Here is a 25,802-nt window from a genome sequence, read left to right as displayed (position 1 = left end):
GTTTTAGTGTCTCTGCCCACAGGGGAGGTGTATGGACGGTCGCTACGACCCTGTGGAGTCCCCCGACGAAACGACCGTCTTCCCGTATCACGACCTGACGCCGCCCACGACGGACGACGTGCGGCGCGCCCGCGACGTCGTCGACCAGTACCTCCCCCAGACGCCGCTGGTCCGGTCCGAGACGCTGTCGGCCGAACTCGACGCCGACGTGTACTTAAAGCGGGAAGACACCCTCCCCACCGGGGCCTTCAAAGTACGAGGCGGGGTGAATCTCGTCTCCTCGCTCGACGACGCGTTCCGAGACCGGGGCCTCATCACCGCGAGTTCCGGCAACCACGGACAGTCTATCGCGTGGGCTGGCCGGGAGTTCGACGTGCCAGTGACCATCGGCGTCCCCGAGGACGCGAACCCGGGGAAAGTGGCGTCCATGGAGCGTCTCGGCGCGACGGTCATTCAACACGGCCCCGACTACGACGCCGCACGCGAACACATCGAGGGCATCGCCGTCGCGGAGGGCGCGCGCTACGTCCACTCGGGGAACGAACCGAAACTGGTCGCGGGCGTCGGCACCGCCGGTCTGGAAGTCGTCGACCAACTCCCCGAGGTCGACCGCCTGTTCTGTCCCGTCGGCGGCGGCACGTCGGCGGCGGGGTACTGCCTCACCGTCGCCGAACTGACCGACGCCGATGTCGTCGGCGTGCAGTCGGCGGCCGCACCCGCCATGTATCACGCGTGGACCGACGGCACGCTGGCCCCGCACGACCGAATGGAGACGATGGCCGAAGGCGTCGCCACTCGCGTCCCGTTCGCACTCACGATGGGGGTGCTCGGCGACGGCCTCTCGGACTTCCGTCTCGTCTCCGAGGACGCCCTCCGCGAGAGCGTGGCCCGACTGTTCCGTGACGAGCGAATCGTCGCCGAAGGGGCCTGCGCGACGGCCGTCGCCGCCGCCCTCGACGCCGGGGCGGAGATTGCCGGTGAGACGGTCGTCATCCCCATCTCCGGTCGGAACATCGACGCGTCGAAGCTTCGGCGCATCCTCGACGAGAGCGACGCCGACGCGTGACGGCGGGCGGGAAACGTTGTTCTTAAGAGTGGCACGCCTGACCAACAGGATATGAGCAACGACTCCGAGGCCGACGCGACAGAGGAAGTCGAAACAGAGGCGGCCGACGAAGAGCCCGAAGAAGCGACCGAGAGCGGACTCCAGCAGGGCGACGTCATCAAACTCGCCTACACCGCCCGCACCGTCGAGGACGGCCGACTCGTCGACACCACGGACGTCGAAGTCGCCGAGGAAGACGGCATCGACACCGAACAGCAGGACTTCGGTCCCCGCACCATCGTCCTGGGCGAGAACCACATTTTCCCGGATGTCGAAGAGGACATCTACGGGAAAGAAGTCGGCGACGAGGGCACCGTGACCATCGCCGCCGTCGACGCCTTCGGCGAGTACGACGAGTCCGAAGTCCGCACCGTCTCGAAGGACAAGATTCCGGAAGACGACCGCTACCCCGGCGGCCACGTCGACATCGACGGCCAGCACGGCCACGTCGAGACCATCATCGGGGGCCGCGCCCGCGTGGACTTCAACCACCCGCTGGCCGGTGAGGACGTCGAGTACGAGTACGAAGTCGTCGAGGAAGTCACCGACCGGGAGGAGAAGGCCCAGGGCATCATCAAGATGATGCTCGACATGGAACTCGACCTCTGGTTCGAGACGGACACGGTCGAGGAAGAGCAACTGGTCGAGTCCGACGACGAAGACGAGGACGAGGAGAGCGAACCCGAGTACGAGACCGTTGAGGTCGAGAAGGACACGCTCTACATCGAGGCCACGCCCCAGCTAACGATGAACCAACAGTGGATGATGGGCAAGCAGCAGATCGCACAACAGCTCACCCAACTGCTCGACGTCGACCGAATCATCGTGCAGGAAGAACTCGGCGGCATGGGCATGGGTATGGGCGGCATGATGGGCGGCATGGGCGGCGCTGGTGGCGCTGACCTCGAAGCCGCACTGGAAGACGCCGACGTCGACGCCGAGGAAATCGTCGACGAAATCGAAGGCGCGGAAGAGTAAGCCGACAGCCGCGTTTTTCTGCTTCCGAGCCGCGTAGCCGCCGCGCTCAGTCTCGCCGTCTCACGAGGCCCGCGGGCGCGACATCCGGCCCCCGCATTGCGAACACCGATGGGGTTTGGTCGGGGCCGTTGTCAGGAACGAACAGCCGGGACACTCGAACTGTCGCTGCTCTTTCGAAAGCGGGTCGTGGGCATTCATGTTTGTAGTACGACACCTACAGAATTGTTGTATCCGATATGTGTTAAATGTTACCACTACTCGAACTCGACAATTTCTAAATCGGAAGCGTGTTCTGAGTAACGGCCACAGACAGACACCGGTTCGCGATAATTCGTCCGTTTCGGCCGAAAGACACCTCCCAGTCGGGACGATGGAGTGAGGAGCCGAATGGCGTGCCGACGACACGAGCGGACTACGCGATGTCTCGACTGGTGTCGATGCTGACCTCTTCGACGAGATTGAGTTTGATGATGTCGTTTGGCGCGCGCCCGCCTCGGAACTTCGGAATGGCGAGGCGGTTCTCGACTTCGTCGCCGTTCGTCGTCGTCTTCAGTTGGAACACCACGTCCGCGAAGTGCTCGGTCGTATCGCGAAGCGGCGGGACCTCTCGGCCGTCGAGACAGTGGAGGATGGCCAGACTCCCGGTGTTGACGATGTGGTTCTGGAGGTCGTTCATGAACGCCCGGAACCGGGAGTGGGGTTCCTGTGCCTCCAGTACGTCCAACGGGTCGACGATGAGGTTCGACGTTTCGGGCAGCGCCGAGACGAGTTTCCCGGCGTTGTCCAGCGGCGCTTCGCCGGAGATGTGGCGCACCGTCGGGTCGCCGGTGTTGGCCGGTGTGTGTTCGATGCTGGCGACGACGGACTGGGCCGTACGGTCGAGCGAGAGCCAGAGCGTCCCGCGCGTGGCCGTGAGTTCGTACAGAAACAGCTCTGCTTGGCTTGCCGGTTGCGCAGTGAGGGCGACGATGCTCCCCGCGGGAATCCCGCCGTCGAGTTTCCTGTCGAGAACATCGATTCCCGTTCTGAGCCGGTTCACCATCCAGTTTGAAACGTATGTACCCATCCGATTAAATATTCCGCTTGCGCAAGATTTTCGCACAGCTCAGGTACCCTGCTACCGATTCCTCGGTTTCGAGTGGAGGTTCTGAGAGTTCGGGGATGTGCACGACCGCCGGGGACTCGAACAGCGGCGACGGGTCACTCTCGCCGTCGCTCCGGACGAGAACGACGAGAGCGGGCGCTGCGTCGAGTTCGCGCGCCATCGCGGCCGTCTTCGCGGCGTCCCGGAGGCTCTGGGGCGAGGGCGTCGAGACGACGACGGTTCGGTCGGCGGCGCGCAACGGCGCGACGGCGGCGGGCCCCGCGCCCGCCGGGCAGTCGAGGAGGACCGGACGCGCGGCGTCGGCGAGACGGTGGGCCACGGCGGCAACCGCTTCCGCGTCACCGTCGCGGCACGGAAGCACGTCGACCCCGGGAAATCGCGGCGACCGTCGGGCGGCAGTTCGCGGGCGTCCGCCCTCGGCGACTACCGCCACGCCGCCGTCCCCGTCGACCCCCGCGCGATGATGCACGTCCGGCATGTCCGCGTCGGTGTCGACGACGAGCGGCCGCGCCCCGATGTCCGCCAGTGCGCGGGCTATTCCGAGCGCCGTCGTGGTCTTCCCACAGCCACCTTTGCCACCGGCAATCGCGAGCATAGCGGGGGTGGGTCCGGTCTCCGATTTGAACCTTCGGTCCGGCCGTGTCGGGAGATTCAAGAGCGTCGGGGGCGGGGTTCCCAGTAAGATGCGGCACGACCACATCATCAGCGCGAAACAACTGACGCGGGCCGACATCGAGGAGGTGCTCGACCACGCGGCCGACATCGCCGAGGACCCGGGGGCGTACGCGGACCGGCACGCGGACACCCTGCTCGGGATGCTCTTCTTCGAGCCGAGTACGCGCACGAAGATGAGTTTCACCACGGCGATGAAACGCCTGGGCGGCGACATCGTCGACATGGGGTCGGTCGAATCGTCGAGCGTCAAGAAGGGCGAGTCGCTGGCCGACACCGTCCGCGTCGTCGAGGGGTACGCCGACGCGTTGGTCCTTCGCCACCCGATGGAGGGGTCCTCGAAGATGGCCAGCGAGTTCGTGGACGTGCCACTGGTCAACGCTGGCGACGGCGCGGGTCAACATCCCACGCAGACCTTACTCGACCTCTACACGATTCGGGAGAACGCTGGCTTCGACGACCTCACCATCGGCATCATGGGCGACCTGAAGTACGGTCGCACCGTCCACTCGCTGGCACACGCTCTGACGAACGTCGACGCCCACCAGCACTTCATCAGCCCCGAGTCGCTGAAGCTTCCCCGGTCCGTCCGCTACGACCTCCATCAGGAGGGGGCCGACGTTCGAGAACACACCGAACTCGACGACATCCTCCCCGAACTGGACGTGCTCTACGTCACCCGCATCCAGCGCGAGCGGTTCCCGGACGAGAGCGAGTACCGGGAAGTCGCCGGACAGTACCAGATAGACGGCGAAACGCTCGACGTGGCGAAAGACGACCTGACGGTTATGCACCCGCTCCCGCGCGTCGACGAGATTGCCCACGAGGTGGACGACACCGACCACGCGAAGTACTTCCAGCAGGCCCACAACGGCGTGCCGGTGCGGATGGCGCTGCTCGACCTGCTGCTCGGAGGTGAATCCGAACGATGACCGACGACCGCAAACTCCGCGTCTCGAAGATTCGCAACGGCACCGTCATCGACCACATCGCGGGTGGACAGGCGCTGAACGTCCTCGCAATCCTCGGCATCGACGGGACCAGCGGCGAGTCCGTCTCCGTCGCGATGAACATGCCCTCCGATAGGCTGGGCAAGAAGGACATCGTGAAAGTCGAGGGCCGAGAGCTCTCACAGAACGAAGTCGACGTGCTCTCGCTCATCGCGCCCGCGGCGTCTATCAACATCGTCCGGGACTACGAAGTCGTCGAGAAGCACCGCGTCGAGCGCCCCGAAGTCGTCGTCGGCGTCCTCGAATGCCCCAACCACAACTGCATCACGACGGAGGACGAACCCGTCGAGTCCCGCTTCGCCGTCGTCGACGACGGCGTCCGCTGTGAGTACTGCGACACCATCATCCGCAACGACCTCCCGGCGCACATCCTCGCGGACTGAGCTACCGGTCTTCGAACGCCGCGGCCAGTTCTCGAAGTCGCTCGGCGCTGTCGACGCTCGTGAGCGAGCGACGCCACTGCCGCGTGTCCGGGGCGTCGACGTACCGAACGTCGAGGCGGTCGAGTGCACCTCGAAAACTCCGCTCTCCGGCAGAGAGCGCCGCGTCCGCCGCCGCGCGCGTCGGTTCGACGCGATAGACGGCGTGGAGCGGTTCCGGACCGCCCGGTTGGCGCGGGACGGCGGCGTCGACGCCCGCCGCGTCGTCGATGAGCCGTCGCAGTAAGTCCGGGTCGGCGAGTGGCATATCACAGGCGAGGACGACCGCGAGGTCGGTTTCGACGACTGACAGCGCCGTCCGGAGTCCGGCGAGCGGACCCTCGTCCGGCCGCTCGTCGAGTGCGAACCGGACCGACGTGTCGACGCCCGCGAGCGACGCGGCGAATCGCTCCTGCTGGTCGGGGCGGCAGTTCACGACGACGCGGTCCGCGACGGCGGCGAGCACCTCGGTGACGCGACGGAGCATCGACTGGCCGCCGAGTTCGGCCAGCGCCTTCTCGCCCTCGCCGAAGCGGGTCGACCGACCGCCAGCGACGACGACGCCAGTTACGGTCACGCCGGTACGTCTCGCCCCCGGCAGTTAGAGGTACGCCCCGGGTCCGCTCCGGGGACGGTTTAGGACTCCGGCGCGAGGGTCGACCATGGGCGACCACGGGCACGACCATTCCGACCATCACCACGGACACGAAGACGACGACCATCACGCACACGACCACGACGCCGTCACTATCGCCGTCGTGACCGTCTCCTCGTCCCGAACGCTCGACGAGGACCCCGCTGGCGACGCCATCGAACGGCTATGCGCCGACGCCGGGCACGACGTTACCGTCCGGTCGCTGGTCGGCGACGACGCGGCGGCCATCGCCGACGCGGTGGCAGGTGCGATGGACGACGGCGCGGACGTCGTCGTCACCACGGGCGGAACGGGCCTGACAAACGACGACGTGACAGTCGACGCCGTCGGTGCGCTGTTCGACCGCGAGATTCCGGGCTTCGGCGAACTGTTCCGGTGGCGGTCCTTCGAGGACGTCGGGCCGATGGCGATGGCCTCGCGCGCTACCGCTGGCGTCGTCGACGACCGACTCGTCTTTTGTCTCCCCGGGAGCGAAGCGGCCGCCCGACTCGGCGCGTCGGAGTTCGTCGCCCCCGCCGCGGGGCACTTGCTCGGCCTGGTCCGTCGTTGACCGCCGCCATCCCGTACGGTTTTCACTCCCCTCGCGCTACCGACGGGTATGAGCGACGAGTTCACGCACGTCGACGACGAGGGCGACGCGCAGATGGTGAACGTCGGGGAGAAAGCCGAGAGCCAACGCCGAGCGGTCGCCCGCGGCGAGATACGTCTCTCCGACGACACGCTGGACGCCATCAACGACGACGAGGTAGCGAAGGGCGACGTGTTGACGACGGCACGCATCGGCGCGATTCAAGCGGTCAAGCACACGTGGGAGACGATTCCGATGTGCCACCAGATACCGATCACGAACGTCGATACCGACTTCGAGGTCGGAGACGGGTCGGTCGAACTCACCGTCGCCGTCGAGACGGTCGGAAAGACCGGGTGTGAGATGGAGGCCTTAGAGGGCGTGACGACCGGACTCAACGTCGTCTGGGACATGGTGAAGGCCAACGAGAAAGACGACGACGGCCAGTATCCGACGGCCGCCATCGACGACGTGCGGGTCGTCGAGAAGTCCGTCGACCGACCGTAGCCCTCGACTCAGTTACCGTTCTGCCGATTGCCGTTCCCGCCGCTGTTCCCCGGGCCGTCGTCGGTGGCTGTTTCGGTCGCGGTGGTGGTCTCCGTTTCCGTCTCCGCAGAGTCGGTTCCCGTCGCCGTCTCGTCGGCCGTCGTCGATGCCGAAGCCTCGGCCGTGTACTCCTCGTCGCCGTACAGGACCGTCGTGCCCGTGGCGACCGGGCGAATGAGGTAGCTCCCGTTGCCGCGTTTGACCGGAGTGAAGTCGGCGACGAAATGCGTCCGCTCGTCGGCGCGAATCTCGAAGGCGTGGTTGAACTTCAGCGGCGCGTTCCCCGGCGTGTCGACGGATGCCTCGGTCCCGTCCGTGAGGACGCCCTCGACGCCGGTGACGGCCAACTGGAGGAACCGATACTCGCCCGTCCGCACGTCGATTTCGTCCAGCAGTTGCGTGTTGTTCCCCTGGAGGTCGACGAGGTCCGCCCGCTGTGGCTCCTCGAACGCGACGTACCTGCGCCCGCCGTCGCTATCGTCGGTTTCGGCGTCCGTCGTCGTCTCGGTTGCCGTCTCGGTTGCCGTATCTGTCCCCGTGTCCGTCGTCGACCCCGTTGCGGTCGTGGTCGCGGTTTCGGTTTCGGTCTCCGTGCTCGCCGTCTCCGATTCGGTGTCGGTCATCTCCGTCTCCGACTCGGTCCCCTCACCGTCGGTCTCCGTCGCGTCGTCGCTGGCGGGCACGAGCCACATGCCCTCCAACGTGACGACGCAGGATTCGAAGTCACCGATGTCGCTCGGTTGGTCGGTGACACTCGTTGCGAGCGTCCCGTACGTCGTGCCATCGCCGGACTGGTCACCGGTGTCGTCGGAGCTTTCGGTTGCGCCGCTCTCGGAGTCGCCCCCGCTGTCGCCGGTACATCCGGCGACCGCGGCGACCGATACTGCCGTGCCCGCTCGCTGGAGATATGTACGCCGGTCCATAGGGAGAGATATCGGTTCCCTCGCAAAGGCTTGCTGGCCACCGATTATTCCATTGACAAGTCGTGGAACGGAAACCCCGTCCCGCGCGTCGGTCGGCTCAGTTCGTGGTCGTCTCGCTCGTTGGCGTCTCCGTCGTGTAGCGGACCTCCGTCTCCGAAGCGACCGGGCGGATGATGTAGCCGCCGTTGCCCTGCTGGACCGGCGTGAAGTCGGCCACGAAGTGGGTTCGCTCGTCGGCGCGCACCTCGAACGACTGGTTGAACTTCAGCGGGGCGTCGCCAGGCGTCGTAACGGTCGCCGACTCGCCGCCGTCGAGCGTTCCGTCGACGTTCGTCACGTCGAGTTGCAGGTACTCGTAGGAGCCGGTGTCGACGGACTCCTCCCCGACGAGGCGCGACTTCTCACCCTGTAGGTTCACGAGGTCCGCCTCCGTAGGTTCGTCGAACTCGACGTAGGTTCGGTCCTCGCTCTCGCCGGTAGCCGTCTCTGTCGACGTGTCCGTGGCGTCGTCACGTACCGGTTTCACCCAGACGCCCGCGACAGTGACGACGCAGGACTCGAAGTCGCCGATGTCGCCGGGTTGGTCGCTCACGCTCGTCGCGAGCGTACCTGTGGCGTCGCCGTCCCCGCCGGAACACCCGGCGAGCGCACCAGTCGTGAGTGCCGCCGCGGTACTCTGCAAGTAGGTTCGTCGGTCCATGCGAGCACTGGATGGGTGTTCCTTGCATCCGATTGTTGGCCAACTAGTTAGGTGTGAGATGGGGTCACGATGCGAACACATACGTAGCCGCGGTCGGAATCGGGGACGTATGCAGGTGCTCGGTATCGCTGGCCACTCGGACGCGGGGAAGACGACTCTCGTAGAGCGACTGGTCGACCGCTGTTCGGCGTCCGCGCGGGTCGCGACGGTCAAACACTGCACGCACGCGCCGGCGGTGGACACAGATGGAAAAGACACCGCCCGCCATCGGGCCGCCGGGGCCGCAGAGACGGTGGCGCTCACCGACGACGGCGAGTGGTTCGCGACCGGCGAGTCCCGGACGCTCACGGAGACGCTCGACGCCCTCGCGCCGCGCTACGACTACGCGTTCGTCGAAGGGTACAGCGACGCCGCGATTCCGAAGGTCGTCTTGGGCGACCGCGACGCGGCGGACCCCGTCCTCGCCCGTTTCGAGGACGGCGGGAGCGCCGACCTCGACGCGATTCTCGACGCCCTCCACGACCGAGACCCGTACGTCACGCTCGAGACGTTAGTCGAAGCGGTCAAACAGTCGGCCGACGAGGACCGCGCCGGGGCCATCGCGACGTTCACGGGCCGCGTCCGCGCGAAGGACGACCCCGACGACCGGCCCACGGAGTATCTGGAGTTCGAGCGCTACGACGAGGTGGCCGCCGAGCGGATGGCCGCTCTCAAGACAGACCTCGAATCGCGCGAGGGTGTCTACACCGTCCGTCTCCACCACAAGACCGGCGTCGTCGAGGCTGGTGAGGACATCGTGTTCGTCGTCGTGTTAGCGGGCCACCGCGGCGAGGCGTTCCGCACCGTCGAGGACGGCATCAACCGCCTGAAAGAGGAGGTCCCGCTGTTCAAGAAGGAAGTGACCGTCGACGGCGAGTTCTGGGCCCACGACCGGCCCTAGCGCCACGGCGTCGCGCGCATCGCGTGGACGACGAGGAGCGTGCCTATCGCGACGCTCAGCAGGACGACGGCCACGGGCAGGGCCGCGTCCAGTCCGTTAGCGATGAACGACGCCCAAATCTGGACCGGGAGCGTCCGCGGGTAGTACGCCAGCATCATCGTCGCGCCGAACTCGCCCATCGCGCGGGCGAACGTGAGGACGAGACCGGCGACGATACCGGGTTTCGCGAGCGGCACCGTCACCGAGCGCATCGTCTCCGGCCAACTCCGGCCGAGCGACCGAGCGGCCTCCTCGAAGTGGCTGTCCACGCCGTCGAACGCCGCCTTCACCGTGACGACGAAGAAGGGCGCGGCGACGAACGTCTGGGCCGCGACGACGCCGACCAGCGACCGGGTCAGGCGGAGGTCCGTCAACCCGCCCAGTCCGCCCGGCCCGATTACCGTGAGGAGGAGCATCCCGCTGACCACCGGCGGGAGGACGAGGGGGAGGACGACGACGCCGAGCGCCACCGTCGCGAGGACGTGGTCGCTCCGCGAGAGCCAGTACGCGAGGGGGAGACCGAAGGCGAACGCGAGCGCCGTGCTGACCAGCGCGGCGACCAGCGACGTGACCGCCGCGTCGACGACGTACCCCGCGGTCAGGTCCGCCAGTGCCATCGGCGAGTACGTCACCACGAGGACGGCGACCGGAACGACGAAGTACAGGAGTAACACCGCGCCGAGAACCGGGACGAGGTGGCGAATCTCGACCGGCCCGTGGCGGGCCGTCGCCTCAGCCTCCGACGCCGTTCGGGACATCGCCCTCCATGCGCGGATATTCGTCGCGGGCGGTAAAGCCGTGCTGTCGCACCCACTCGCCCGCGAGCACTGTCTCGAACACCGCCACAGTCGCTCCGTCGTCCGCGCGCCGCGTCGCCGCGTACTCGATGGGCGCGCCGCGGGCGACGGTTCCGTCGGGGAGTTCGTACTGTACTGTTGCGTACGTCTCGGCGTGTTTAGGGTCGCCGAGGTTGACCGCAGGAGGAAGACTGCGGTACGGATACCCCCGTTCGACGGCCATGCTCCGGTAGACGAACGCGGCGTCGATGCTCCCGGTCTCGAACTGCGCGAGCAGTTGCGTCTCCGGGTAGCGCTGGTCCGGGCGGAGGACCGCCGCGGCGAGTTCGGGGCGGTCCTGTCGCTTGCCCGCCAGTTCCAGCGCGAAGCGAGTCCGGTAGCCGAGCGGGTCCAAGTCGGGGTCGGTGCGACCGAGCGACACGTCCGCGCGAGTCAGCGGCGCGGTCCACGTCTCGGCGTCGCGGACGATTCGCCCGCCGGACGTCTCGGGGTTGTACGCCAGTGCGAGTTCGTTGCTCGCGACGACGGCATACCACGGGGTCGACAGGAGGCGGTCGAACAGCGCCGGGTCCGCGAGCGCCAACACGTCCGGGTCGCGCTTGCCCTCGGCGACGAGTCGCGCGGCGTGGACCGACCCGTGGGCCTCGACGGCCAGTTCCGGGCCCGTCCGTCGCTGGAGCGTCTCGCTCGCGGCGGCTTGCAGACTCCCCGCGACGAGCGTTCGGACGCGTCGCTGCCCCGTGCCGACGCATCCGGCGACGGCGGCCGCACCGGCGCTACCGAGCGCCGCGAGGACCGCACGACGGGACTGGCCGTCCATACTCCGTGGTTGGCAAGTAGCACATTTCCGTGTTTGGGTGTGCGCGAACCGTGCCACATCTTCGACTCTGCCGACAGTTCTTTAACCACGCTGGACGACAAATGAAACGATGTCGAAAAAGCTCATCGCCCTGACCGCTATCGCCGCCCTCGCCCTCGTCTACTTCGTCAAGAAGTGAGGCCGAGTTTCCTCAGTCGAACCGCCCTTCCGACCACCCTTTTCAGAACCCTTACCCGCAGTAGCGACTAAGCCGTCCCCATGTACGGCGTCGTCACGCGCAACGAGGAGGAGACCCGGTGGTCGGAGTTCGACCGGGCGTTCTACGAGGTGAAAGACGTCACCGGCCGGGCCGCCGAACCCGTCGCCGACGCGGTGAATATGGTGTCCTGTTTCGGCGACAACGCCGTCGAGGGCGAGGAGGAACTCCTCGCGTTCGACGACGAGGGGACCGCCGCCACCCGGAACGAACCCTATTTCGACTGGACGTACGTCTGCCCGACGCACGACCGCTACCGGGAGGGACTGCTCGACATCATCGAGGAAGCCGCCGCGGTCAACGAGGACGTGCGTCTCGACGACGTGGGCTTTCCCCGCGAAGAGTACTGCCACTGTGACCGCTGTGAACAGCGGTTCGCCGAGAGCGAGTTCGACGACTGGGGCGCGTGGCGGACGAACGTCATCACCGAATTCGTCGCGAACGCCCGCGAACGCGTGCCCGGCGACCTCTACCTGACGGTGTACCCCGACCCCTATCCCGGCCACCTCGAAGCGCGAACCGGCGTGGACGTAGACGCCGTCGCCGAGTACGTCGACGAGTTCGTCGTCCCCATCTACGACATGGCCTACTCGACGACCTACTGGCTGGAGATACTGGCGAAGGGATTCCGTGACCGCCTCTCGACGCGGTTCAGTATCGAACTGTACGCCGTGGACGTGGACATCGACGACCTGGCGAAGGCGACCGAAGTCGCCGCCGAGTATGGCCACTCTGTCCTGTTCGGCTACGACGCGAGCAACGCCCGGGCGACGGTGCGGCGTCTCGACGCCGACGCGCGGCAAGGGAAGTCCTTCGGCCCGGAGTGACGGGTCGGGTCAGTCGGCAGTTACGTTTATCTATCTGAACGGCGATAATTACGGTATGCGAGAACGAATCAGCAGAGTGGTCAACAGGGCGAAGTACGCGGCCGTCGGCGGGGCTATCGGCGGGGCAATCGGCGGGTTGTTCAGTCGCGGCGCGGCCAGTACCGGGGCCAGCGTGGGCGCGTTCGTCGGCGCTATCGTCGGCGAGAAGTGGGCGACGGCCGCGCCGGTCGTCAAGCGCGCGAAGTCGAAGGCAGACGACGAGTGGACCGTCGCCGCGCCGTTCGTCGAGAAAGCGAAGTCGACGGCCAGAGAGAAGGTCCCCGCGCGCCGTTCGTAGACTCAGCGAAACGTTCGTAGACTCAGCGAAACCGTCTGTCGCGCCAGCGCAGAATCTCGTCGCGGTCCCGCGTGTCCTCGGGTAACGCCGTGAACCAGCGAGCGTCGCTTATCTCGTGGTCCGGGTCTCGAATGGCGACCTCCGTCGTCTCGGCCCGCGCCTCGAAGACGGGGAGGACGCCCCACGTATCGTTGCCGTCGCAGTAGAACTCGACGCGGCCGAGCATCCCGAGGCCTTCGATGGTCGCCTCGATGCCCCCTTCCTCGCCGAGTTCGCGGAGCGCGGCCTCGTGGAGCGTCTCGCCAGCGTCGAGTTCGCCGCCGGGGAGCACCCACTTGTCGACCCCCTCGTGACGGACGAGGAGGAGTTCGCCCGAGGGCTTGTAGGCGAGCGTGTGCGCCCCGTACGGCGCGCCGTGGTCGCGGGCGGCCTCGGCGACGTGCCGGAAGCGCGGCCGCGGCACGCGCCGATGTCGCGTGAACTCGACGAATCCGTCGTGACGCTCGGTCAGGTCGTGGTACGTCTGCTCGGCCTGCTGACTCGCCACGTCGGCGAGATACCACAGGTCGTCGACAGTGGTCATCGGTGTCCGGCGCGCGAATCACACCTGCGACGCCGCGACGGAGACCGCGACCGGAGGGGCGGAGACGAACCGTTCATGCACTCGGGTTCGTGTGAGATTCACTATAACCCTTCGACACCGTACTCGCGAGGAGACACCGCCCGACGTCGGCGCGTGGCCACGCCCGCGAACGGAATCAGACCATTTTTGAGCGGTCGTACAGTAGCGCCGGGTATGGCATTCGAAGAAGACGATACGGTCATTCTGCACGACGAGCACAGCGACTACGACGGCGAAGAAGGGACGGTCACGCAGGTCGTCGAGACGATGTTCGGCGACGCAAACTACACCGTCTCCTTCGAGGACGGACAGGAACAGGGCGTCTCCGAGGACAGTCTCGAAGCCGTCGAGGACGAAGAGTAACGCCCCGAAATGTCGTCGGTCCCGTTCCACTACGTCGACGTCCGGACGTTCTGCTACGCGACGGAGGACGAGAAGCGCGTCGAGCAAGCGCTCCGCACGTTCCTGCCCGAGGAGTACGAAGTGGAGCGGGCGACCAGCGAGGGCCACTACGGCGACCGCATCGTGGTCCTCTCGGCGCGCGTCGAGAACGCCGACGACGTTCGCCACGTGCTCTCGCAGGTGGCGGCGATGGACGACATCGACACGGTGAAGGCGGAACTCGACGACCGGGTCGACGACAACTGCTCGTTCTTTCTCACCTTCGACAAGCAGGCCGCCTTCGGCGGCGACGTCCGTCGCGGCGACGGCATCACGATGCGAGCGAAAGTCGAGGCGTACCCGGCCAAGCGGGAGAAAGCCGTCGAGAACGCCCGCGCACTCCTCGACGAGTTGTGATGTACGAGGCCGTCCACGCGCATCCGGACGGCGACAGCACCGTCGCGCGGCAGGCGCTCACCGCCGCGGAATACGGTTTCGACGGCCTCGTCGTCCGGAACCACGGCGACGAGATGCCCGACTACGACGCCGACGCGATAACCGACGAGTACGACATCGACGTGGCGACGGGCGTCGAAGTCAGGGCCGACGACGTTTCGCAGGCCCGCGGCCTCGTCGGCAACCACCGCTCGGAGCGGACCGTCGTCGCCGTCCACGGCGGCGACCGCGCGCTCAACCGCTTCGCCGTCGAGACGCCCGCCGTCGACGTACTCGCCCATCCGATGCGCGGGGACGGCGACTTCAACCACGTCTTGGCGGCCGCCGCCGCCGAGAACGGCGTCCACGTCGAGTTCTCGTTTCGGTCGGTCATGCAATCGAACGGCGGGAGCAGAGTCAGGGCGCTCCAAGGCCTCCGCAAACTCCGGGAACTCGTCTTCGACGCCGACGCGCCCTACGTGGTGAGCGCCGACCCGCGAAGCCACCTCGAACTGCGCGCGCCCCGCGAACTGGTCGCGCTCGGCGAGACGGTCGGGTTCTCCGCCGAACAAGTTCGGACGGGACTGCGCGCGTGGGGGGAATTGGCCGAACGAAACCGCGAGATAGCGGACGAATCGTTCGTCGAACCGGGCGTCTGCATCGAGGACGACGGCTGATTCCGTCGCTCGGACGACTGATCGAGGGAGGTTTTCGAAGATGGTGGCAGATGTACAGAGATGTGGGTGCGGCAATCTCCGTTCGGTGGCCTCGTCGTCGGGTCGCTCCCGGCCGTCGTCGCGGGCGGGTTCGTCCTCGTCGTCGGCCTCACCGGTCCGGCGCTGCTGTGCGGCGACCCGTTCGTCGCCGCCGTGACGGCCGGGATGGTGTTGGCGTCGGGGTACTTGCTCGTTCGGCCCCCGAGGGTCACCGAGGCGGGCCGAACCACCGACCAGGACGACAGCGCCACCCGTATCGGGTCGCCGCTCTGCTGACCGAGCGCGCCGCGTCAGCGTCCGCGAATCGCCGTCCGCGCACCAATCGCTTCTTCACACGCCCGTCCGAACGGTGAGTATGGGACAGTCACCGACCGGAGGCACTCGATGAAACACCTCCCGAAGCACCTCCAACCGCGCTGGCGGTACCTCGCCGTCGCCGTCGAGACGTGGCCCGACGCCGAACTCGACCGACGGGCGTTCCAGCGCGAACTCTGGTACGCCGCACAGAATCTGTTGGGCGATACGGGCAGTGCCGACGCCGACGTGCGACTCCTTCGCTTTTCCCACGCCGATGGAAGCGGTCACGCCATCGTCCGCGTCCGGCGCGGCCACACCGACGAGGCACGCGCCGCAATCGCGTGTATCGACGCCGTCGACGGCCACGAGGTCGGTCTGCGCGTAGCCGGAACGAGCGGGACCGTGCGCGCCTGTGAAGAAAAATATATACGCGGCCCGGCGGAACCATCCGACCAGAGACACGTCGTGTTCGACAACGCAGACCGCCACGCCGTCGCCCGAGGAACCCGGGTCGACGTGCGTACCGACGGGGCGTTCGTGGGCGCGACAGACCTCGATTTCCGATAACTATGCAGGGACAAAACCAACAACAGGCGTACGACCGCGGGATTACTATCTTCTCTCCGGACGGCCGCCTCTATCAGGTGGAGTACGCCCGCGAAGCGGTCAAGCGCGGCACAGCGAGCATCGGTATCCGAACGAAGGACGGCGTGGTGCTGGCCGTCGATAAGCGTATCCGCTCCCCGCTGATGGAGCGGTCTTCTGTCGAGAAGATTCACAAGGCCGACGACCACATCGGCATCGCCTCGGCGGGCCACGTCGCCGACGCCCGCCAACTCATCGACTTCGCCCGCCGACAGGCCCAGGTCAACCAACTCCGCTACGGCGAACCCGTCGGCGTCGAGACGCTGACGAAGGAGATTACCGACTACATCCAGCAGTACACGCAGGTCGGCGGCGCGCGCCCGTTCGGCGTCGCCCTCATCATCGCCGGTATCGCCGACGGCGAACCCCGCCTCTACGAGACTGACCCCTCGGGGACGCCCTACGAGTGGAAGGCCCTCGCAGTCGGCGCGGACCGCGGCGATATCCGCGACTACCTCGAAGCGCACTACGACGAGGAGATGGACCTGGACGCGGGCGTCGACCTGGCTTTGGCCGCGCTGGCGTCGGTCAACGACAACGAACTCTCGCCGGAGGGCATCGGCATCGCCGTCATCGACACCGAGACGGAGATGTTCCGCGAACTCTCCGACGAGGAGAAGGCGGACCACCTCGCCGAGGCCGACCTGCTGGCCGACGAGAGCGAGGACGAGGACGAGGACGAAGACCAACCCGAAGACGAAGAGTAACCGGCCGCCGCGACCCGCATTTCTCAGTCCCGTATCCCGACGCAGTAAGGTCTTTAACTGCGCCACCGCTATCCGGAGGTATGATATCGCTTGACGAGGCGGTGACTGCACGCCTCGAATCGCACGGGCAACGGTTCGAGGTACTGGTGGACCCCGACGCGGCACTGGCTATCAAGCGCGGGGACTTCGACGGCGAGTTGGAGGACGTCATCGCCGCCGAGGACATCTTCGAGGACGCGTCTCGCGGCGACCGACCGCCCGAGGACATGCTGGAGAAGGTGTTCGAGACGACGGACCCGATGGAGATTATCCCGGAGGTCATCAAGCGCGGCGAGATACAGATTACCGCCGACCAGCGCCGGGAGATGCAGGAGCAAAAGCACAAGCAACTCGTCCAGCGCATCACCCGCAACGCGGTCAATCCGCAGATGGACGACGCGCCGCATCCGCCGGAACGCATCGAGTCCGCGCTGGCGGAAACGGACTTCCGCGTCGACCCGATGGAACCCGTCGAGACGCAGGTCGACGACGCCTTGGACGCGCTCCGGCCGGTCATCCCCATCAGGTTCGACGAAGTGACCGTCGCCGTGCAGGTCCCCGCCGACTACGCCGGGAGCGCGCAGGCGCGAATCCGGCAGTTCGGCGACCTAGAGCGCGAAGAGTGGCAGGCCGACGGGTCGTGGGTCGGCGTCATCACGTTCCCCGCGGGGATGCAGAACGACTTCTACGACCTCGTAAACGAGCACACGAGCGGCGAGGCGGAGACGCGAATCATCAAAGACGAAGACGACATCAGCACGCGCTGAGCGCGACGCGGCGAGAAGTCGGTTGCGTCATCCCTTCTTGAAGCCGACGAGGAAGCCGCCGGTGAAGCCGGCGCTGACCGGGAGGGCCGAGAGGAGCGAGAGCAGCCACGACGGTGGTTGTCCCGCAGCGGTCGTTCCGGCGGCGGTCGCGTTCTCTGCGGCCCCGCCGATGGCCTGCCAGTTCACTTCGAGGATACCCCGGGTTTCGAGGAACTTGAACAGCGCCAGTTCGAGGCCGACGATGACGGCGATGAGCTTTGCCACCTTCTTCGCGGCGAAGCCGATGAGGCCGCCGATGAGGCCGCCCGCACCGAACTCCAGTCCCACCTGCTGGAGGCCAAATCCATCCAGTTGCAATGCAAACTCAACCATAGTGGATACCTGACCGTCGTATTTTAAAGCCTTTGTGCCCACCCCGTCGCCGTCCGCGACTCCCGGCGACCACCCCGCAGATTAAATAATCGGCGAACCTACTCCACGGTGAGTGACGGCGACACAGACAACGGACCGTGCGGTCGTCGCGAAACGCGTCGACAGCGGCACGGCCGATACCGAAGAAATCCGTGACCTCGCGCGGGCCGCCGGCTACGACGTGGTCGGCGAGATAACCCAGACCCGGACCGAAGACCCCGCCTACCACCTCGGCGAGGGGAAGGTGACGCGACTGGGCAACACCGTCGCCCGCGAACGAGCGACGGCAGTCATATTCGACAACCAACTGGGACCGTACCAGACGTACAACATCGGCAACGAACTGCCCAAGGGCGTGAAGGTCATCGACCGATTCCGCCTCATCCTCGAAATCTTCGGCCAGCGCGCCCACACGCGGAAGGCCCAGTTACAGGTCGAACTGGCCGAACTGCGCTACGAACTCCCGCGGGCCGAGGCCAAAGCCAGCCTCGCCAAGCGAGACGAACGGCCCGGGTTCATGGGCCTCGGCGAGTACGACGAGAGCCGCGAAGAGGACATCAAAAAGCAGATTTCGAACATCAGGGACGAGTTGGCGTCCATCGAGGAGACCGAGCAACACCGCCGCGAACAGCGCCGGGAGTCCGGGTTCGACCTGGTGGCGCTCGCGGGCTACACGAACGCCGGGAAGTCGACCCTGCTGCGCCGTCTCGCCGACGACTTGGAGGTCGACGAGAACGAGGACCTACATCCGGACCTCGATACGACCGCCGAGAGCGAGGACCGCCTGTTCACGACGCTCGGGACGACGACGCGACGCGCGCAGGTCGGAAAGCGCGAAGTCCTCGTCACCGACACCGTCGGGTTCATTCAGGACCTCCCCCACTGGCTTGTCGAGTCGTTCAAGTCGACGCTGGACTCGGTGTACCGGGCCGACCTCGTCTTGCTCGTCGTCGACGTCTCCGAGTCCGTCGAGGAGATACGCGAGAAACTGGTGACGAGTCACGACACGCTGTACGAGCGCAACGAGGCCCCCATCGTGACGGTGCTGAACAAGACGGACACCGTCGACGACGAGGAGGTCGAACGCAAGCGCGCGGCGCTGTCGAAACTCGCGCCGAACCCCGTGGCCGTGAGCGCGGCCGAAGGGCTGAACATCGAGGAACTGGCGGCGCGCATCGACCACGAACTCCCCGACTACGAGCAAGAGCGACTGGTACTGCCGATGACCGACGAGACGATGAGCGTCGTCTCGTGGATTCACGACAACGCCCACGTCATCGACGTCGACTACGGCGACCAAGTCGTCATCGAGTTCGAGGCCCGTCCGGCCATCGTCGAGCGGTCCCGGTCGAAAGCCGGGGACCTCGTGGGCGCGTCGGCCTGAGCGACGCTACGAGGCCGACGCCGATTCTCGGAGCGACTCGTTGAGGAAGCGCAGCGTCTTCTCCCACGCGTCTCTGGTCGCGTTCGGTCTGAAACTCTCGCCGCTGGGGTTGGCGAAGCCGTGACCGGCCCCCTCGTAGACGTACACCTCGTGTTCGACACCCAGTTCCGTGAGCGTCCGGTTGAACGCGCGCACGTCCGAAATCGGGACGACTCGGTCCTCGGCCCCGAACACGCCCAGCACCGGTGCGTCGATTCGTTCGAGCGTCGACGCGTTCGTCGTCAGTGTCCCGTAGTAGATGACCGTCGCGTTCAGGTCGGCCTCGCTCAGGCTGAGTTGGAGGCTCTGTCCGCCGCCGAAACACCATCCGAGGCTCGCGACCTGCTGGGTCGTATCCGAGCGCTCGCGGAGTCCCGCCGTCGCGTCGCTCATCTTCGCCACCGCCTCGTCGGGGTCGTTCCGAACCTCGCCGGAGAGTTGCGCGGCGTACGAGGAGTTGGTCGCCACGCGGCCGTCGTACAGGTCGACGGCGAAGACGACGTAGCCGTGGCCCGCGAGGATGTCGGCCATGTGCCTGATGTTCCGGTTGACGCCCCACCACTCGTGAATCATCACGACCGCGGGGTACTCGCCCTCGGCGGCGGGCCGAGCGAGATAGCCCGGCGTGCCGTTGATAGTCGTGTTCGACGCCGTGATGGCCGAGAGGTTCTCGGCGCTGAATATCTCGGCGTTCGAGCCGTTGGTGACGACCCGGCAGGTCCCGTTCTTCTCGATGGCACCCGGCTGACAGCCCATGTGGGGCGTCTGGGTGTAGGACGCCTCAGTATCGGTGGTCGATACGGCCGTCGGCGATGCTGTCCCGGTCTGTGCCTGCGTGTCAGTCGCCGTCGCCGCCTCGGTTCCGGTGCCCGTCCCGGCCTCCGTCGGCGACACCTGTTCGCTCTGCGAGACGCCCGCACAGCCACTGAGCAGGACGACGAGAGCGAGACAACACGCCGTGAGTGTGGTTCGCATGCGCTGTCACAAAGGACGAGAGTTGTAAATCCGTTGTTACGATTTGGGCAGCAGATGCGTACCTCGGCGGCGACCGGCGCGCTATTGCTCGCCGTCGCTCCACAACGAGGGCGGAACCGCGTCGAGGAGGTCCGTCGCCACGAGGCCGTAGCCGCGGTCCGCGACCACGGTATCTCCGGCGTCGCCGACGGCGTAGGCGGCGATAGCGGCCGCGTGACGGGGTTCCTGCACGCACGCCAGCGCGCCGGTGACGCCCGCGAGAACGTCGCCCGTCCCGCCGACGGTCATCCCGGCGTTGCCCGTCCGGTTGACGCGCGTTTCCTCGCCGTCGGAAATCACGTCGTACGCGCCCTTCACGAGCATCGTGTGACCGAGTTCGGCGGCGAAGGATTCGACGAGGTCGGCCCGTTCGCGCCAGTCGTCGCTGGTCTCGCCGCCCATACCCACGAGTTCGCCCTGATGAGGGGTACAGACCAGCGAGGCGTCGGTGTCGATTTCGGGGACGACCGAGAGCGCGTCGGCGTCGACGACGGCGGTCCCCTCGAACGTTTCGAGGAGGTCGCCGACCGCGTCGAGGGTTCCCTCGGCGTCGCCCAGTCCCGGGCCGAGGACGAGGGCGTGGTGGTCGGCCGCGAGGTCGGCGAGTCGGTCGGCGTGCGGCGGCGCGAGGTGGTCGCCGTCGTACGGAATCACGATGAGGTTCTCGCTGTACCCCTGAATCTCGCGGGCGACAGCGGCGGGGGCGGCGACGCGGACGAGGTCCGCGCCCGCACGGAGCGCGGCCTGTGCGGAGAGGGCCGGGGCGCCGGTGTACGGGCCGCCACCGACGACCAGCACCTCGCCGTTGTCGCCCTTGTGGCTGAACGGGTCGCGGTCGAGTCGCGTGAGGTCGCCCCGTTCGACGAACAGTTGGGCGGCGTCCGGGATGCCGATGTCAGCGACGGTGACCGTCGCGTCGAGTGCGTCGAGTCCGGGTTTCGTGTCGTGGAACGTGACGACGTGGTCCGGGTCGACGGCGTTGTCGGCGCGGGTCCCGTCCTCGGCGTCCAGTCCCGAGGGCACGTCCACCGAGAGGACCGTGGCGTCGCTCGCGTTCATCGCGGCGGCGGCCGTGGCCTCCGGTTCCCGGAGCGCACCGCTGATGCCGGTTCCGAGCATGGCGTCGACGACCAACTCGGGATTCCCGAGGTCGAACGCGGACGCGTCGCCGACCTGTTCGGTGGGATACTCGGCCGACTGGAGCGCATCCCAGTTCGCCCGGGAGATGTCTGTCGTAATGGTCTCCGGACGACCCAACAGGAGGACTCGGAGGTCGTACTCGTCCAAGAAGCGAGCGGCAACGAGCGCGTCGCCGCCGTTGTTGCCTCGCCCGGCCACGACGGTCACGGCCGCGCCCGGGTCGACGTGTTCCCTGACCGCCCGCGCGGTGGCGTTGCCCGAGGACTCCATCAACTGCTTGCGCGGGACGCCGAGCGCCGCCGCGTTCTCGTCGACGACGCCCATCTCTGAGCCAGTGAGCATACGCGGGGGTTCGCCCGCCTCCGTGGTAACGATAGGGGGCGGGCGGGGCCGCCCAGCCGGTTCCTACCAGCGGACCTCGAACCCGTCCAGTCCCTCGGGGTCCTCGTCGTGAATCTCTACGTCGGTGACGTTCGCTCGCGTGCTCCCGTCGTAGCAGAACTCGACCATTTCGTCGACGGCGTCGGGGTCGCCTTCGAACACCGCTTCGACGCGGCCGTCGTCGAGGTTCTTCACCCAGCCGTCGACCCCGTGTTCGCGGGCGGTGTCGCGCGTGGTCGCTCGGTAGTAAACTCCCTGTACGCGGCCCGTGACGTACACGTGTACCCGTTTGCGAGACATAGGCGAGTGTACCGCGGGCCCGAAGTTAGTTTCAGTGGTCCCGGCCGCCCGACCGGAGGTAGTGAAACAGGTAGGTCTGCGTGTACCCGGCGTACTCGCCGCCGAGGGTCTCGCGGATAGCCGCAGACGTGTCCCGGTAGTTCCCGCGGTCGCATTCGGGGTAGTACTCCTCGATAGTCGTCCGAATCCACGTGTCCAGCGGGACCGCTTCGAGGTAGCCCAGCGAGAACAGGAGGATGCAGTCGGACACCTTGTCGCCGACGCCGACGAACTGGGTCAGCGTCTCGCGGGCGTCCTCGTAGTCGAGGCCGCGCGCGTCGTCGGGGTGGGCGTCGCCGTCGGCGACCATCTCCGCCGACCGCTTGACGTAGGGCGCGCGGTAGCCGAGATTCAGGTCCCGCAGGTCAGCCTCGCTCGCCCCGGCGAGGGCGTCGGGCGTCGGAAACGCGCGGTAGGTCCCGCCGTCGAACTCGACGGCCTCGCCGAACTCGCGACGGAGCGCCTGTTGCATCCCGTGAATGCGGCCGACTCGCATCTGCGCCGAGCAGATGAACGAGATGAGCGTCGGAAAGGCAGGGTCGCGGACGATACGCATCCCCCAGTAGGCGTCGAAGGCCTCGTCGACCACGGCGTCCGGCGGCGCAGTCTCCCGAATCGCCGGGAGGTCGTCGTCCAGACCCAGGAGGGTTCGGACCTGCGGTTCGGCGTCGAAACTCGACTCCCATTCGAGGTTGCCGTCCGCCTGCCGGACCCGGATAACTTCGGGGTCGCCGTCGACGCGGATAGTCGTCCAGTACCACGCGTCCCCACCGCTGGCGGCCGTCCGCTCGTACATCCGGCCGTCTTCGCGGTCCCAGAGGTAGGACTGGCCGCTCTCGACGGTCGCCTGCAGGTCGATGCCGCCCGAGAGCCCCGTCACGTCGATGCGTCCGCGTTCCATCGTCTCGGGGGAGGCACCGAGCGCTTTTCCGGGTTTCCATCCGAGAAGGGGCGCGGGAGTCAGGCCGTCGAATCGGTGTCTGACCGAAGCAAGACGATGGCCCCGCCGACGCCGACGACGGCCAGCGCGAGTGCCGCCGGTGCGGACACAGGGACGCCGGCGACGGCCCCGAGTCCCGTGAGGAAGGTGAACGCGAGGAACAGGGGAATGACGACGGCGACGGCGTAGTACCACGGACGACCCGTCAGGCGGGCGAGTCGACCCGCGCCCGTCTCGTACTCGTCGAGGGCGGCACGCCGGAGCACCCACCCGTCGAACAGCAGGAATCCGAGGAGTCCGGCGGTGAGGACGAGGTTCGCCAACGTGTCCGCGAGGAGGCCGAACAGCGACGGGGAGAGGGCGGCGGCAGTCCCCGTAACCAGAAAGAGGCCGCCGACGCCAGCGGTCGCTCGCGGCCGGGAGAGCGCGTGTTCGTCGACGAGGTAGGCGACGAGCACCTCCATGATGCTTATCGCCGAGGACAGCGCCGCCAAGAGGACGACGCCGAAGAAGACGACGCCGACGACGCGACTGTACGGAAGCGTCCCGAACGCGCCCGCCAGGCCGACGAACAGCGCGCCGGGCCCACCTTCGCCCGGCGAGACGCCCAGAGAGAACAGCAGCGGGAAGATGACCAGCCCCGCGAGGACGCCGATGCCGGTGTTCAGCGCGGCGATGATGGTTCCGTCCGCGGCCAGCGAGCGGTCCTCGCCGAGGTAGGAGGCGTACGTCAGCATCGCGCCCGCACCCACGGAGAGAGTGAACAGCGCCTGTCCGGCCGCCGCGACGAGGACGCTGAAGAAATTATCGCGGAGGTACGCCACATCCAGCGAGAGGAAGAACTCGTAGCCGCCGCCGCTGCCCGGGAGGGTGGCGACCCAGACGGCGAGGCCACCGAACAGCAGGACGATACCGGGCACCATCACCGTCGTGGCCAGTTCGATGCCGCGGTCGACGCCCGCGTAGACCACGGCCACCGTCGCCAGCAGGAACAGGGCGTGAAAGCCCGCCGCGCCAACTCCGTAGTCGATGGCCGCGAAGTACTGCTCGGGCGCGGCGAAGTACGCGCCAGTCGCGCTGGCGAGGGTGTACCGGAGAATCCAGCCGCCGACCACCGAGTAGAACGAGAGGACGACGACGGAGGCGACCAGCGCCACGCCACCGAGGACTCGCCACCGGGGGCCGCCCAGTTCGGCGAACGCGCCGACGGGATTCCGGCGACTCCGGCGACCGATGACCATCTCGCCGACGAGGCCGGGGACGCCGACGAGGACGATTACGAGGAGGTACAACAGGAGGAAGGCCGCGCCCCCGTTGGTCGCGGTCAGCCACGGGAACCGCCAGATGTTCCCGAGGCCCACGGCGCTTCCGACGGCGGCGAGGACGAACCCGAGTCGGGTCCGCCACGTGGCTCTCGTCATCGACTGGGGGTCAGTCCACGCAGGAAAAAGCGTGTCGAGAGCGGACGAAACGCGTCAGAGCGGTTGGAAGAAGTCGGCGTTCTCGACGAGGAACATCTCGTTGATGCCGAGCAAGAGCGTTCCGACGATGGCCGCGACGACGACTACGCGGAGCGTCCACAGCCAAACCGGGCCGAAGGAGTCGAGCGACTCGGCCCCGCGGCGGAGTTCGTCGACGGCGTCGCGTCCGAGTACCCACCCGACGAATCCGACCATCGCGAGCACCGAGACGGGGAGGAACACCTGATACGCGAATCGGTCGAACCACGTCAGCCACGCGGTGTCCCACGCCGACGGCAAGCCGAGGAGGAAGAGGCCGACGCCGATGGCCGCCGCGAGACGGCCCCGGGAGACCCCGTAGTTGTCGTTGGCGTACGCGACGGTCACCTCGAGAAGGCTGATGGCCGAAGAGAGCGCCGCGATGAGGACGACGCCGAAGAAGACGACGCCGAACACGCGACCGAACGGGACCGAACTGAACCCGGCGGCCGTCGCGACGAACAGCGCCCCCGCGCCGCCGCTCTCGGTGGTGATTTCCGTGCCGATAGTGAGGAGGATGGGGAAGACGACGAGGCCCGCGAGGATGCCGACCAGGGTGTTCGTGACCACGATGACGCCGCCGTCGACGACCATGTTGTCGTCGCTGCCGACGTACGAGGAGTAGGTGACCATGATAGCCATCCCCAGCGAGAGCGTGAAGAACGCCTGCCCGACGGCGAAGGGGATGATGGTCGGCGCGTTCTCGACCATCGTGCCGAGGTCAGGCGAGAGGAAGAACGCGTAGCCAGCCCCCGCACCGGGGAGCGTCGCGACCCACGCTGCGAGTGCCACCAGCAGAACGGCGATGCTGGGGACCATCAGTTTCGTCGCCTTCTCGATGCCGTCCTCGATGCCGAGGGCGACGATGCCGACGACGACGGCGAGGAAGAGGGCCTGTGCGAGCACCGCGCCCGGTCCAGCGGAGACGGCACCGAAGTAGCTCCCGGGGTCGGCGAAGTACGCCCCCGTCGCGCTCCCGACGATGTAGCGGATGACCCACCCGCCGACGACGTTGTAGTACGAGAGAATCCAAAAGCCCGTGAAGACGGCCAACCCGCCGACGGCCCGCCACTGACGGTGGCCCAGTTCCGAGAACGCGTCGACGGCGTTGACGTTCGTCCGCCGCCCGACGACGAACTCCGCGAGCATCGCCGGAAACCCGACGAGGAGGACGGCGGCGAGGTAGAACACCACGAACGCCGCGCCGCCGTTGGTCGCGGTCTTGAACGGGAACTGCCAGAGGTTCCCCAGACCGACTGCGCTACCGATGGCCGCGAGGACGAACCCGATTCGCGTCGCCCACGTCTCTCGCTCGGACATGTTGCTGTCCCGCGGTAACCCGGTCCCGT

32 protein-coding genes are annotated in these 25,802 nt (G+C 67.2%); 17 read left to right on the top strand and 15 right to left on the bottom strand.

All coding sequences use genetic code 11. From position 1 onward, the window contains the following. The first annotated feature begins 31 nt into the window (after positions 1 to 31). Positions 32 to 1,066, top strand: coding sequence for a threonine ammonia-lyase (locus NJQ44_RS07845; protein ID WP_254274130.1), 1,035 nt, complete (start codon positions 32 to 34; stop codon positions 1,064 to 1,066). 51 nt (positions 1,067 to 1,117) lie between these two features. Beyond that, positions 1,118 to 2,083: an FKBP-type peptidyl-prolyl cis-trans isomerase gene (locus tag NJQ44_RS07840; protein ID WP_254274129.1), complete on the top strand. Its 966-nt coding sequence runs from the start codon at positions 1,118 to 1,120 to the stop codon at positions 2,081 to 2,083. Between the two features lie 412 nt (positions 2,084 to 2,495). On the opposite strand, the gene NJQ44_RS07835 is transcribed toward NJQ44_RS07840, so the two are convergent. Both NJQ44_RS07835 and NJQ44_RS07830 read right to left on the bottom strand, forming a co-directional pair. Continuing rightward, entirely contained in the window at positions 2,496 to 3,125 is a 630-nt protein-coding gene (locus NJQ44_RS07835) for an RAD55 family ATPase (RefSeq protein WP_254274128.1), read from the bottom strand. A gap of 28 nt (positions 3,126 to 3,153) precedes the next feature. After that, complete coding sequence (locus NJQ44_RS07830; protein WP_284440254.1) at positions 3,154 to 3,783, bottom strand: MinD/ParA family ATP-binding protein; 630 nt, start codon at positions 3,781 to 3,783, stop codon at positions 3,154 to 3,156. A gap of 88 nt (positions 3,784 to 3,871) precedes the next feature. Between NJQ44_RS07830 and pyrB the strand changes: the two genes are divergently transcribed. Next, a complete protein-coding gene (gene pyrB, locus NJQ44_RS07825; RefSeq protein WP_254274127.1) occupies positions 3,872 to 4,792 on the top strand; it encodes an aspartate carbamoyltransferase in 921 nt (306 codons plus the stop codon). Beyond that, entirely contained in the window at positions 4,789 to 5,253 is a 465-nt protein-coding gene (gene pyrI, locus NJQ44_RS07820; protein WP_254274126.1) for an aspartate carbamoyltransferase regulatory subunit, read from the top strand. The genes pyrB and pyrI overlap by 4 nt, the downstream gene beginning before the upstream one ends. Position 5,254: 1 nt before the next feature. Here pyrI and mobA read toward each other — a convergent pair whose 3' ends face one another. After that, a complete protein-coding gene (gene mobA, locus NJQ44_RS07815) occupies positions 5,255 to 5,866 on the bottom strand; it encodes a molybdenum cofactor guanylyltransferase (protein WP_254274125.1) in 612 nt (203 codons plus the stop codon). An 85-nt stretch (positions 5,867 to 5,951) separates the two neighbouring features. On the opposite strand from mobA, the gene NJQ44_RS07810 reads away from it, so the two are divergent. Both NJQ44_RS07810 and moaC read left to right on the top strand, forming a co-directional pair. Further along, positions 5,952 to 6,494 (top strand): MogA/MoaB family molybdenum cofactor biosynthesis protein, encoded by a 543-nt coding sequence (locus NJQ44_RS07810; RefSeq protein WP_254274124.1) that lies wholly within the window; start codon positions 5,952 to 5,954, stop codon positions 6,492 to 6,494. Between the two features lie 48 nt (positions 6,495 to 6,542). After that, positions 6,543 to 7,019 (top strand): cyclic pyranopterin monophosphate synthase MoaC, encoded by a 477-nt coding sequence (gene moaC, locus NJQ44_RS07805; RefSeq protein WP_254274123.1) that lies wholly within the window; start codon positions 6,543 to 6,545, stop codon positions 7,017 to 7,019. 8 nt (positions 7,020 to 7,027) lie between these two features. Here moaC and NJQ44_RS07800 read toward each other — a convergent pair whose 3' ends face one another. Together NJQ44_RS07800 and NJQ44_RS07795 are read right to left on the bottom strand one after the other, a co-directional pair. Continuing rightward, on the bottom strand, positions 7,028 to 7,981 hold the full coding sequence (locus NJQ44_RS07800) for a DUF4382 domain-containing protein (RefSeq protein ID WP_254274122.1): 954 nt from the start codon (positions 7,979 to 7,981) through the stop codon (positions 7,028 to 7,030). A gap of 97 nt (positions 7,982 to 8,078) precedes the next feature. After that, positions 8,079 to 8,681, bottom strand: coding sequence for a DUF4382 domain-containing protein (locus tag NJQ44_RS07795; RefSeq protein WP_254274121.1), 603 nt, complete (start codon positions 8,679 to 8,681; stop codon positions 8,079 to 8,081). Positions 8,682 to 8,790: 109 nt separating this feature from the next. Between NJQ44_RS07795 and NJQ44_RS07790 the strand changes: the two genes are divergently transcribed. Next, the gene (locus NJQ44_RS07790) at positions 8,791 to 9,621 is read left to right on the top strand and encodes a molybdopterin synthase (protein ID WP_254274120.1); all 831 of its coding nucleotides are present in this window, start codon (positions 8,791 to 8,793) and stop codon (positions 9,619 to 9,621) included. Here the strand turns inward: NJQ44_RS07790 and NJQ44_RS07785 are convergent. After that, positions 9,618 to 10,418, bottom strand: a complete 801-nt coding sequence (locus NJQ44_RS07785) for a molybdate ABC transporter permease subunit (protein ID WP_254274119.1) — start codon at positions 10,416 to 10,418, stop codon at positions 9,618 to 9,620. The two genes, NJQ44_RS07790 and NJQ44_RS07785, sit on opposite strands and share 4 nt — an antisense overlap. Continuing rightward, a complete protein-coding gene (locus NJQ44_RS07780; RefSeq protein ID WP_254274118.1) occupies positions 10,393 to 11,277 on the bottom strand; it encodes an extracellular solute-binding protein in 885 nt (294 codons plus the stop codon). Before NJQ44_RS07780 ends, NJQ44_RS07785 begins: the two co-directional genes overlap by 26 nt. 258 nt (positions 11,278 to 11,535) lie before the next feature. Here NJQ44_RS07780 and NJQ44_RS07775 point away from each other — a divergent pair, with 258 nt between their 5' ends. After that, the gene (locus NJQ44_RS07775) at positions 11,536 to 12,360 is read left to right on the top strand and encodes a hypothetical protein (protein WP_254274117.1); all 825 of its coding nucleotides are present in this window, start codon (positions 11,536 to 11,538) and stop codon (positions 12,358 to 12,360) included. A gap of 55 nt (positions 12,361 to 12,415) precedes the next feature. Further along, the gene (locus tag NJQ44_RS07770; RefSeq protein WP_254274116.1) at positions 12,416 to 12,697 is read left to right on the top strand and encodes a hypothetical protein; all 282 of its coding nucleotides are present in this window, start codon (positions 12,416 to 12,418) and stop codon (positions 12,695 to 12,697) included. A gap of 22 nt (positions 12,698 to 12,719) precedes the next feature. Here NJQ44_RS07770 and NJQ44_RS07765 read toward each other — a convergent pair whose 3' ends face one another. Further along, the gene (locus tag NJQ44_RS07765) at positions 12,720 to 13,280 is read right to left on the bottom strand and encodes an NUDIX hydrolase (protein WP_254274115.1); all 561 of its coding nucleotides are present in this window, start codon (positions 13,278 to 13,280) and stop codon (positions 12,720 to 12,722) included. 213 nt (positions 13,281 to 13,493) lie between these two features. Here NJQ44_RS07765 and NJQ44_RS07760 point away from each other — a divergent pair, with 213 nt between their 5' ends. The 7 genes from NJQ44_RS07760 to NJQ44_RS07730 all read left to right on the top strand — a co-directional run bounded on the left by NJQ44_RS07760 (position 13,494) and on the right by NJQ44_RS07730 (position 17,306). Beyond that, positions 13,494 to 13,682 carry a DUF1918 domain-containing protein gene (locus NJQ44_RS07760; protein ID WP_254274114.1) on the top strand — a complete coding sequence of 63 codons (189 nt, stop codon included), beginning with the start codon at positions 13,494 to 13,496 and terminating at the stop codon, positions 13,680 to 13,682. A 9-nt stretch (positions 13,683 to 13,691) separates the two neighbouring features. Beyond that, on the top strand, positions 13,692 to 14,117 hold the full coding sequence (locus NJQ44_RS07755) for an RNA-binding protein (protein ID WP_254274113.1): 426 nt from the start codon (positions 13,692 to 13,694) through the stop codon (positions 14,115 to 14,117). Further along, positions 14,117 to 14,812, top strand: a complete 696-nt coding sequence (locus NJQ44_RS07750) for an RNase P subunit p30 family protein (protein WP_254274112.1) — start codon at positions 14,117 to 14,119, stop codon at positions 14,810 to 14,812. Before NJQ44_RS07755 ends, NJQ44_RS07750 begins: the two co-directional genes overlap by 1 nt. Before the next feature lie 60 nt (positions 14,813 to 14,872). Beyond that, positions 14,873 to 15,127: a hypothetical protein gene (locus NJQ44_RS07745; RefSeq protein WP_254274111.1), complete on the top strand. Its 255-nt coding sequence runs from the start codon at positions 14,873 to 14,875 to the stop codon at positions 15,125 to 15,127. Between the two features lie 108 nt (positions 15,128 to 15,235). Beyond that, the gene (locus NJQ44_RS07740; RefSeq protein WP_254274110.1) at positions 15,236 to 15,715 is read left to right on the top strand and encodes an Rpp14/Pop5 family protein; all 480 of its coding nucleotides are present in this window, start codon (positions 15,236 to 15,238) and stop codon (positions 15,713 to 15,715) included. A gap of 2 nt (positions 15,716 to 15,717) precedes the next feature. Next, positions 15,718 to 16,500, top strand: coding sequence for an archaeal proteasome endopeptidase complex subunit alpha (gene psmA, locus NJQ44_RS07735; RefSeq protein ID WP_254274109.1), 783 nt, complete (start codon positions 15,718 to 15,720; stop codon positions 16,498 to 16,500). Between the two features lie 80 nt (positions 16,501 to 16,580). Then, positions 16,581 to 17,306 (top strand): ribosome assembly factor SBDS, encoded by a 726-nt coding sequence (locus NJQ44_RS07730; RefSeq protein ID WP_254274108.1) that lies wholly within the window; start codon positions 16,581 to 16,583, stop codon positions 17,304 to 17,306. A gap of 27 nt (positions 17,307 to 17,333) precedes the next feature. On the opposite strand, the gene NJQ44_RS07725 is transcribed toward NJQ44_RS07730, so the two are convergent. Further along, positions 17,334 to 17,678 carry an FUN14 domain-containing protein gene (locus NJQ44_RS07725; RefSeq protein WP_254274107.1) on the bottom strand — a complete coding sequence of 115 codons (345 nt, stop codon included), beginning with the start codon at positions 17,676 to 17,678 and terminating at the stop codon, positions 17,334 to 17,336. 112 nt (positions 17,679 to 17,790) lie between these two features. Here NJQ44_RS07725 and hflX point away from each other — a divergent pair, with 112 nt between their 5' ends. Continuing rightward, entirely contained in the window at positions 17,791 to 19,101 is a 1,311-nt protein-coding gene (gene hflX / locus NJQ44_RS07720; protein WP_254274106.1) for a GTPase HflX, read from the top strand. Positions 19,102 to 19,107: 6 nt separating this feature from the next. On the opposite strand, the gene NJQ44_RS07715 is transcribed toward hflX, so the two are convergent. The 6 genes from NJQ44_RS07715 to NJQ44_RS07690 all read right to left on the bottom strand — a co-directional run bounded on the left by NJQ44_RS07715 (position 19,108) and on the right by NJQ44_RS07690 (position 25,773). Continuing rightward, on the bottom strand, positions 19,108 to 20,115 hold the full coding sequence (locus tag NJQ44_RS07715) for a dienelactone hydrolase family protein (RefSeq protein ID WP_254274105.1): 1,008 nt from the start codon (positions 20,113 to 20,115) through the stop codon (positions 19,108 to 19,110). An 81-nt stretch (positions 20,116 to 20,196) separates the two neighbouring features. Then, the gene (locus NJQ44_RS07710; RefSeq protein WP_254274104.1) at positions 20,197 to 21,636 is read right to left on the bottom strand and encodes an NAD(P)H-hydrate dehydratase; all 1,440 of its coding nucleotides are present in this window, start codon (positions 21,634 to 21,636) and stop codon (positions 20,197 to 20,199) included. Positions 21,637 to 21,699: 63 nt separating this feature from the next. Beyond that, positions 21,700 to 21,975 carry an acylphosphatase gene (locus NJQ44_RS07705; RefSeq protein WP_254274103.1) on the bottom strand — a complete coding sequence of 92 codons (276 nt, stop codon included), beginning with the start codon at positions 21,973 to 21,975 and terminating at the stop codon, positions 21,700 to 21,702. Between the two features lie 31 nt (positions 21,976 to 22,006). After that, the gene (locus tag NJQ44_RS07700; protein ID WP_254274102.1) at positions 22,007 to 22,915 is read right to left on the bottom strand and encodes a DNA-3-methyladenine glycosylase family protein; all 909 of its coding nucleotides are present in this window, start codon (positions 22,913 to 22,915) and stop codon (positions 22,007 to 22,009) included. Positions 22,916 to 22,974: 59 nt separating this feature from the next. Beyond that, on the bottom strand, positions 22,975 to 24,375 hold the full coding sequence (locus NJQ44_RS07695; RefSeq protein WP_254274101.1) for a sodium-dependent transporter: 1,401 nt from the start codon (positions 24,373 to 24,375) through the stop codon (positions 22,975 to 22,977). Positions 24,376 to 24,429: 54 nt separating this feature from the next. Beyond that, entirely contained in the window at positions 24,430 to 25,773 is a 1,344-nt protein-coding gene (locus NJQ44_RS07690) for a sodium-dependent transporter (protein WP_254274100.1), read from the bottom strand. Between the last annotated feature and the right edge of the window lie 29 nt (positions 25,774 to 25,802).

This window comes from Haloarcula marina, from assembly GCF_024218775.1.
GTDB lineage: Archaea > Halobacteriota > Halobacteria > Halobacteriales > Haloarculaceae > Haloarcula > Haloarcula marina.
This window is presented reverse-complemented; position numbering and strand designations above follow the sequence as displayed.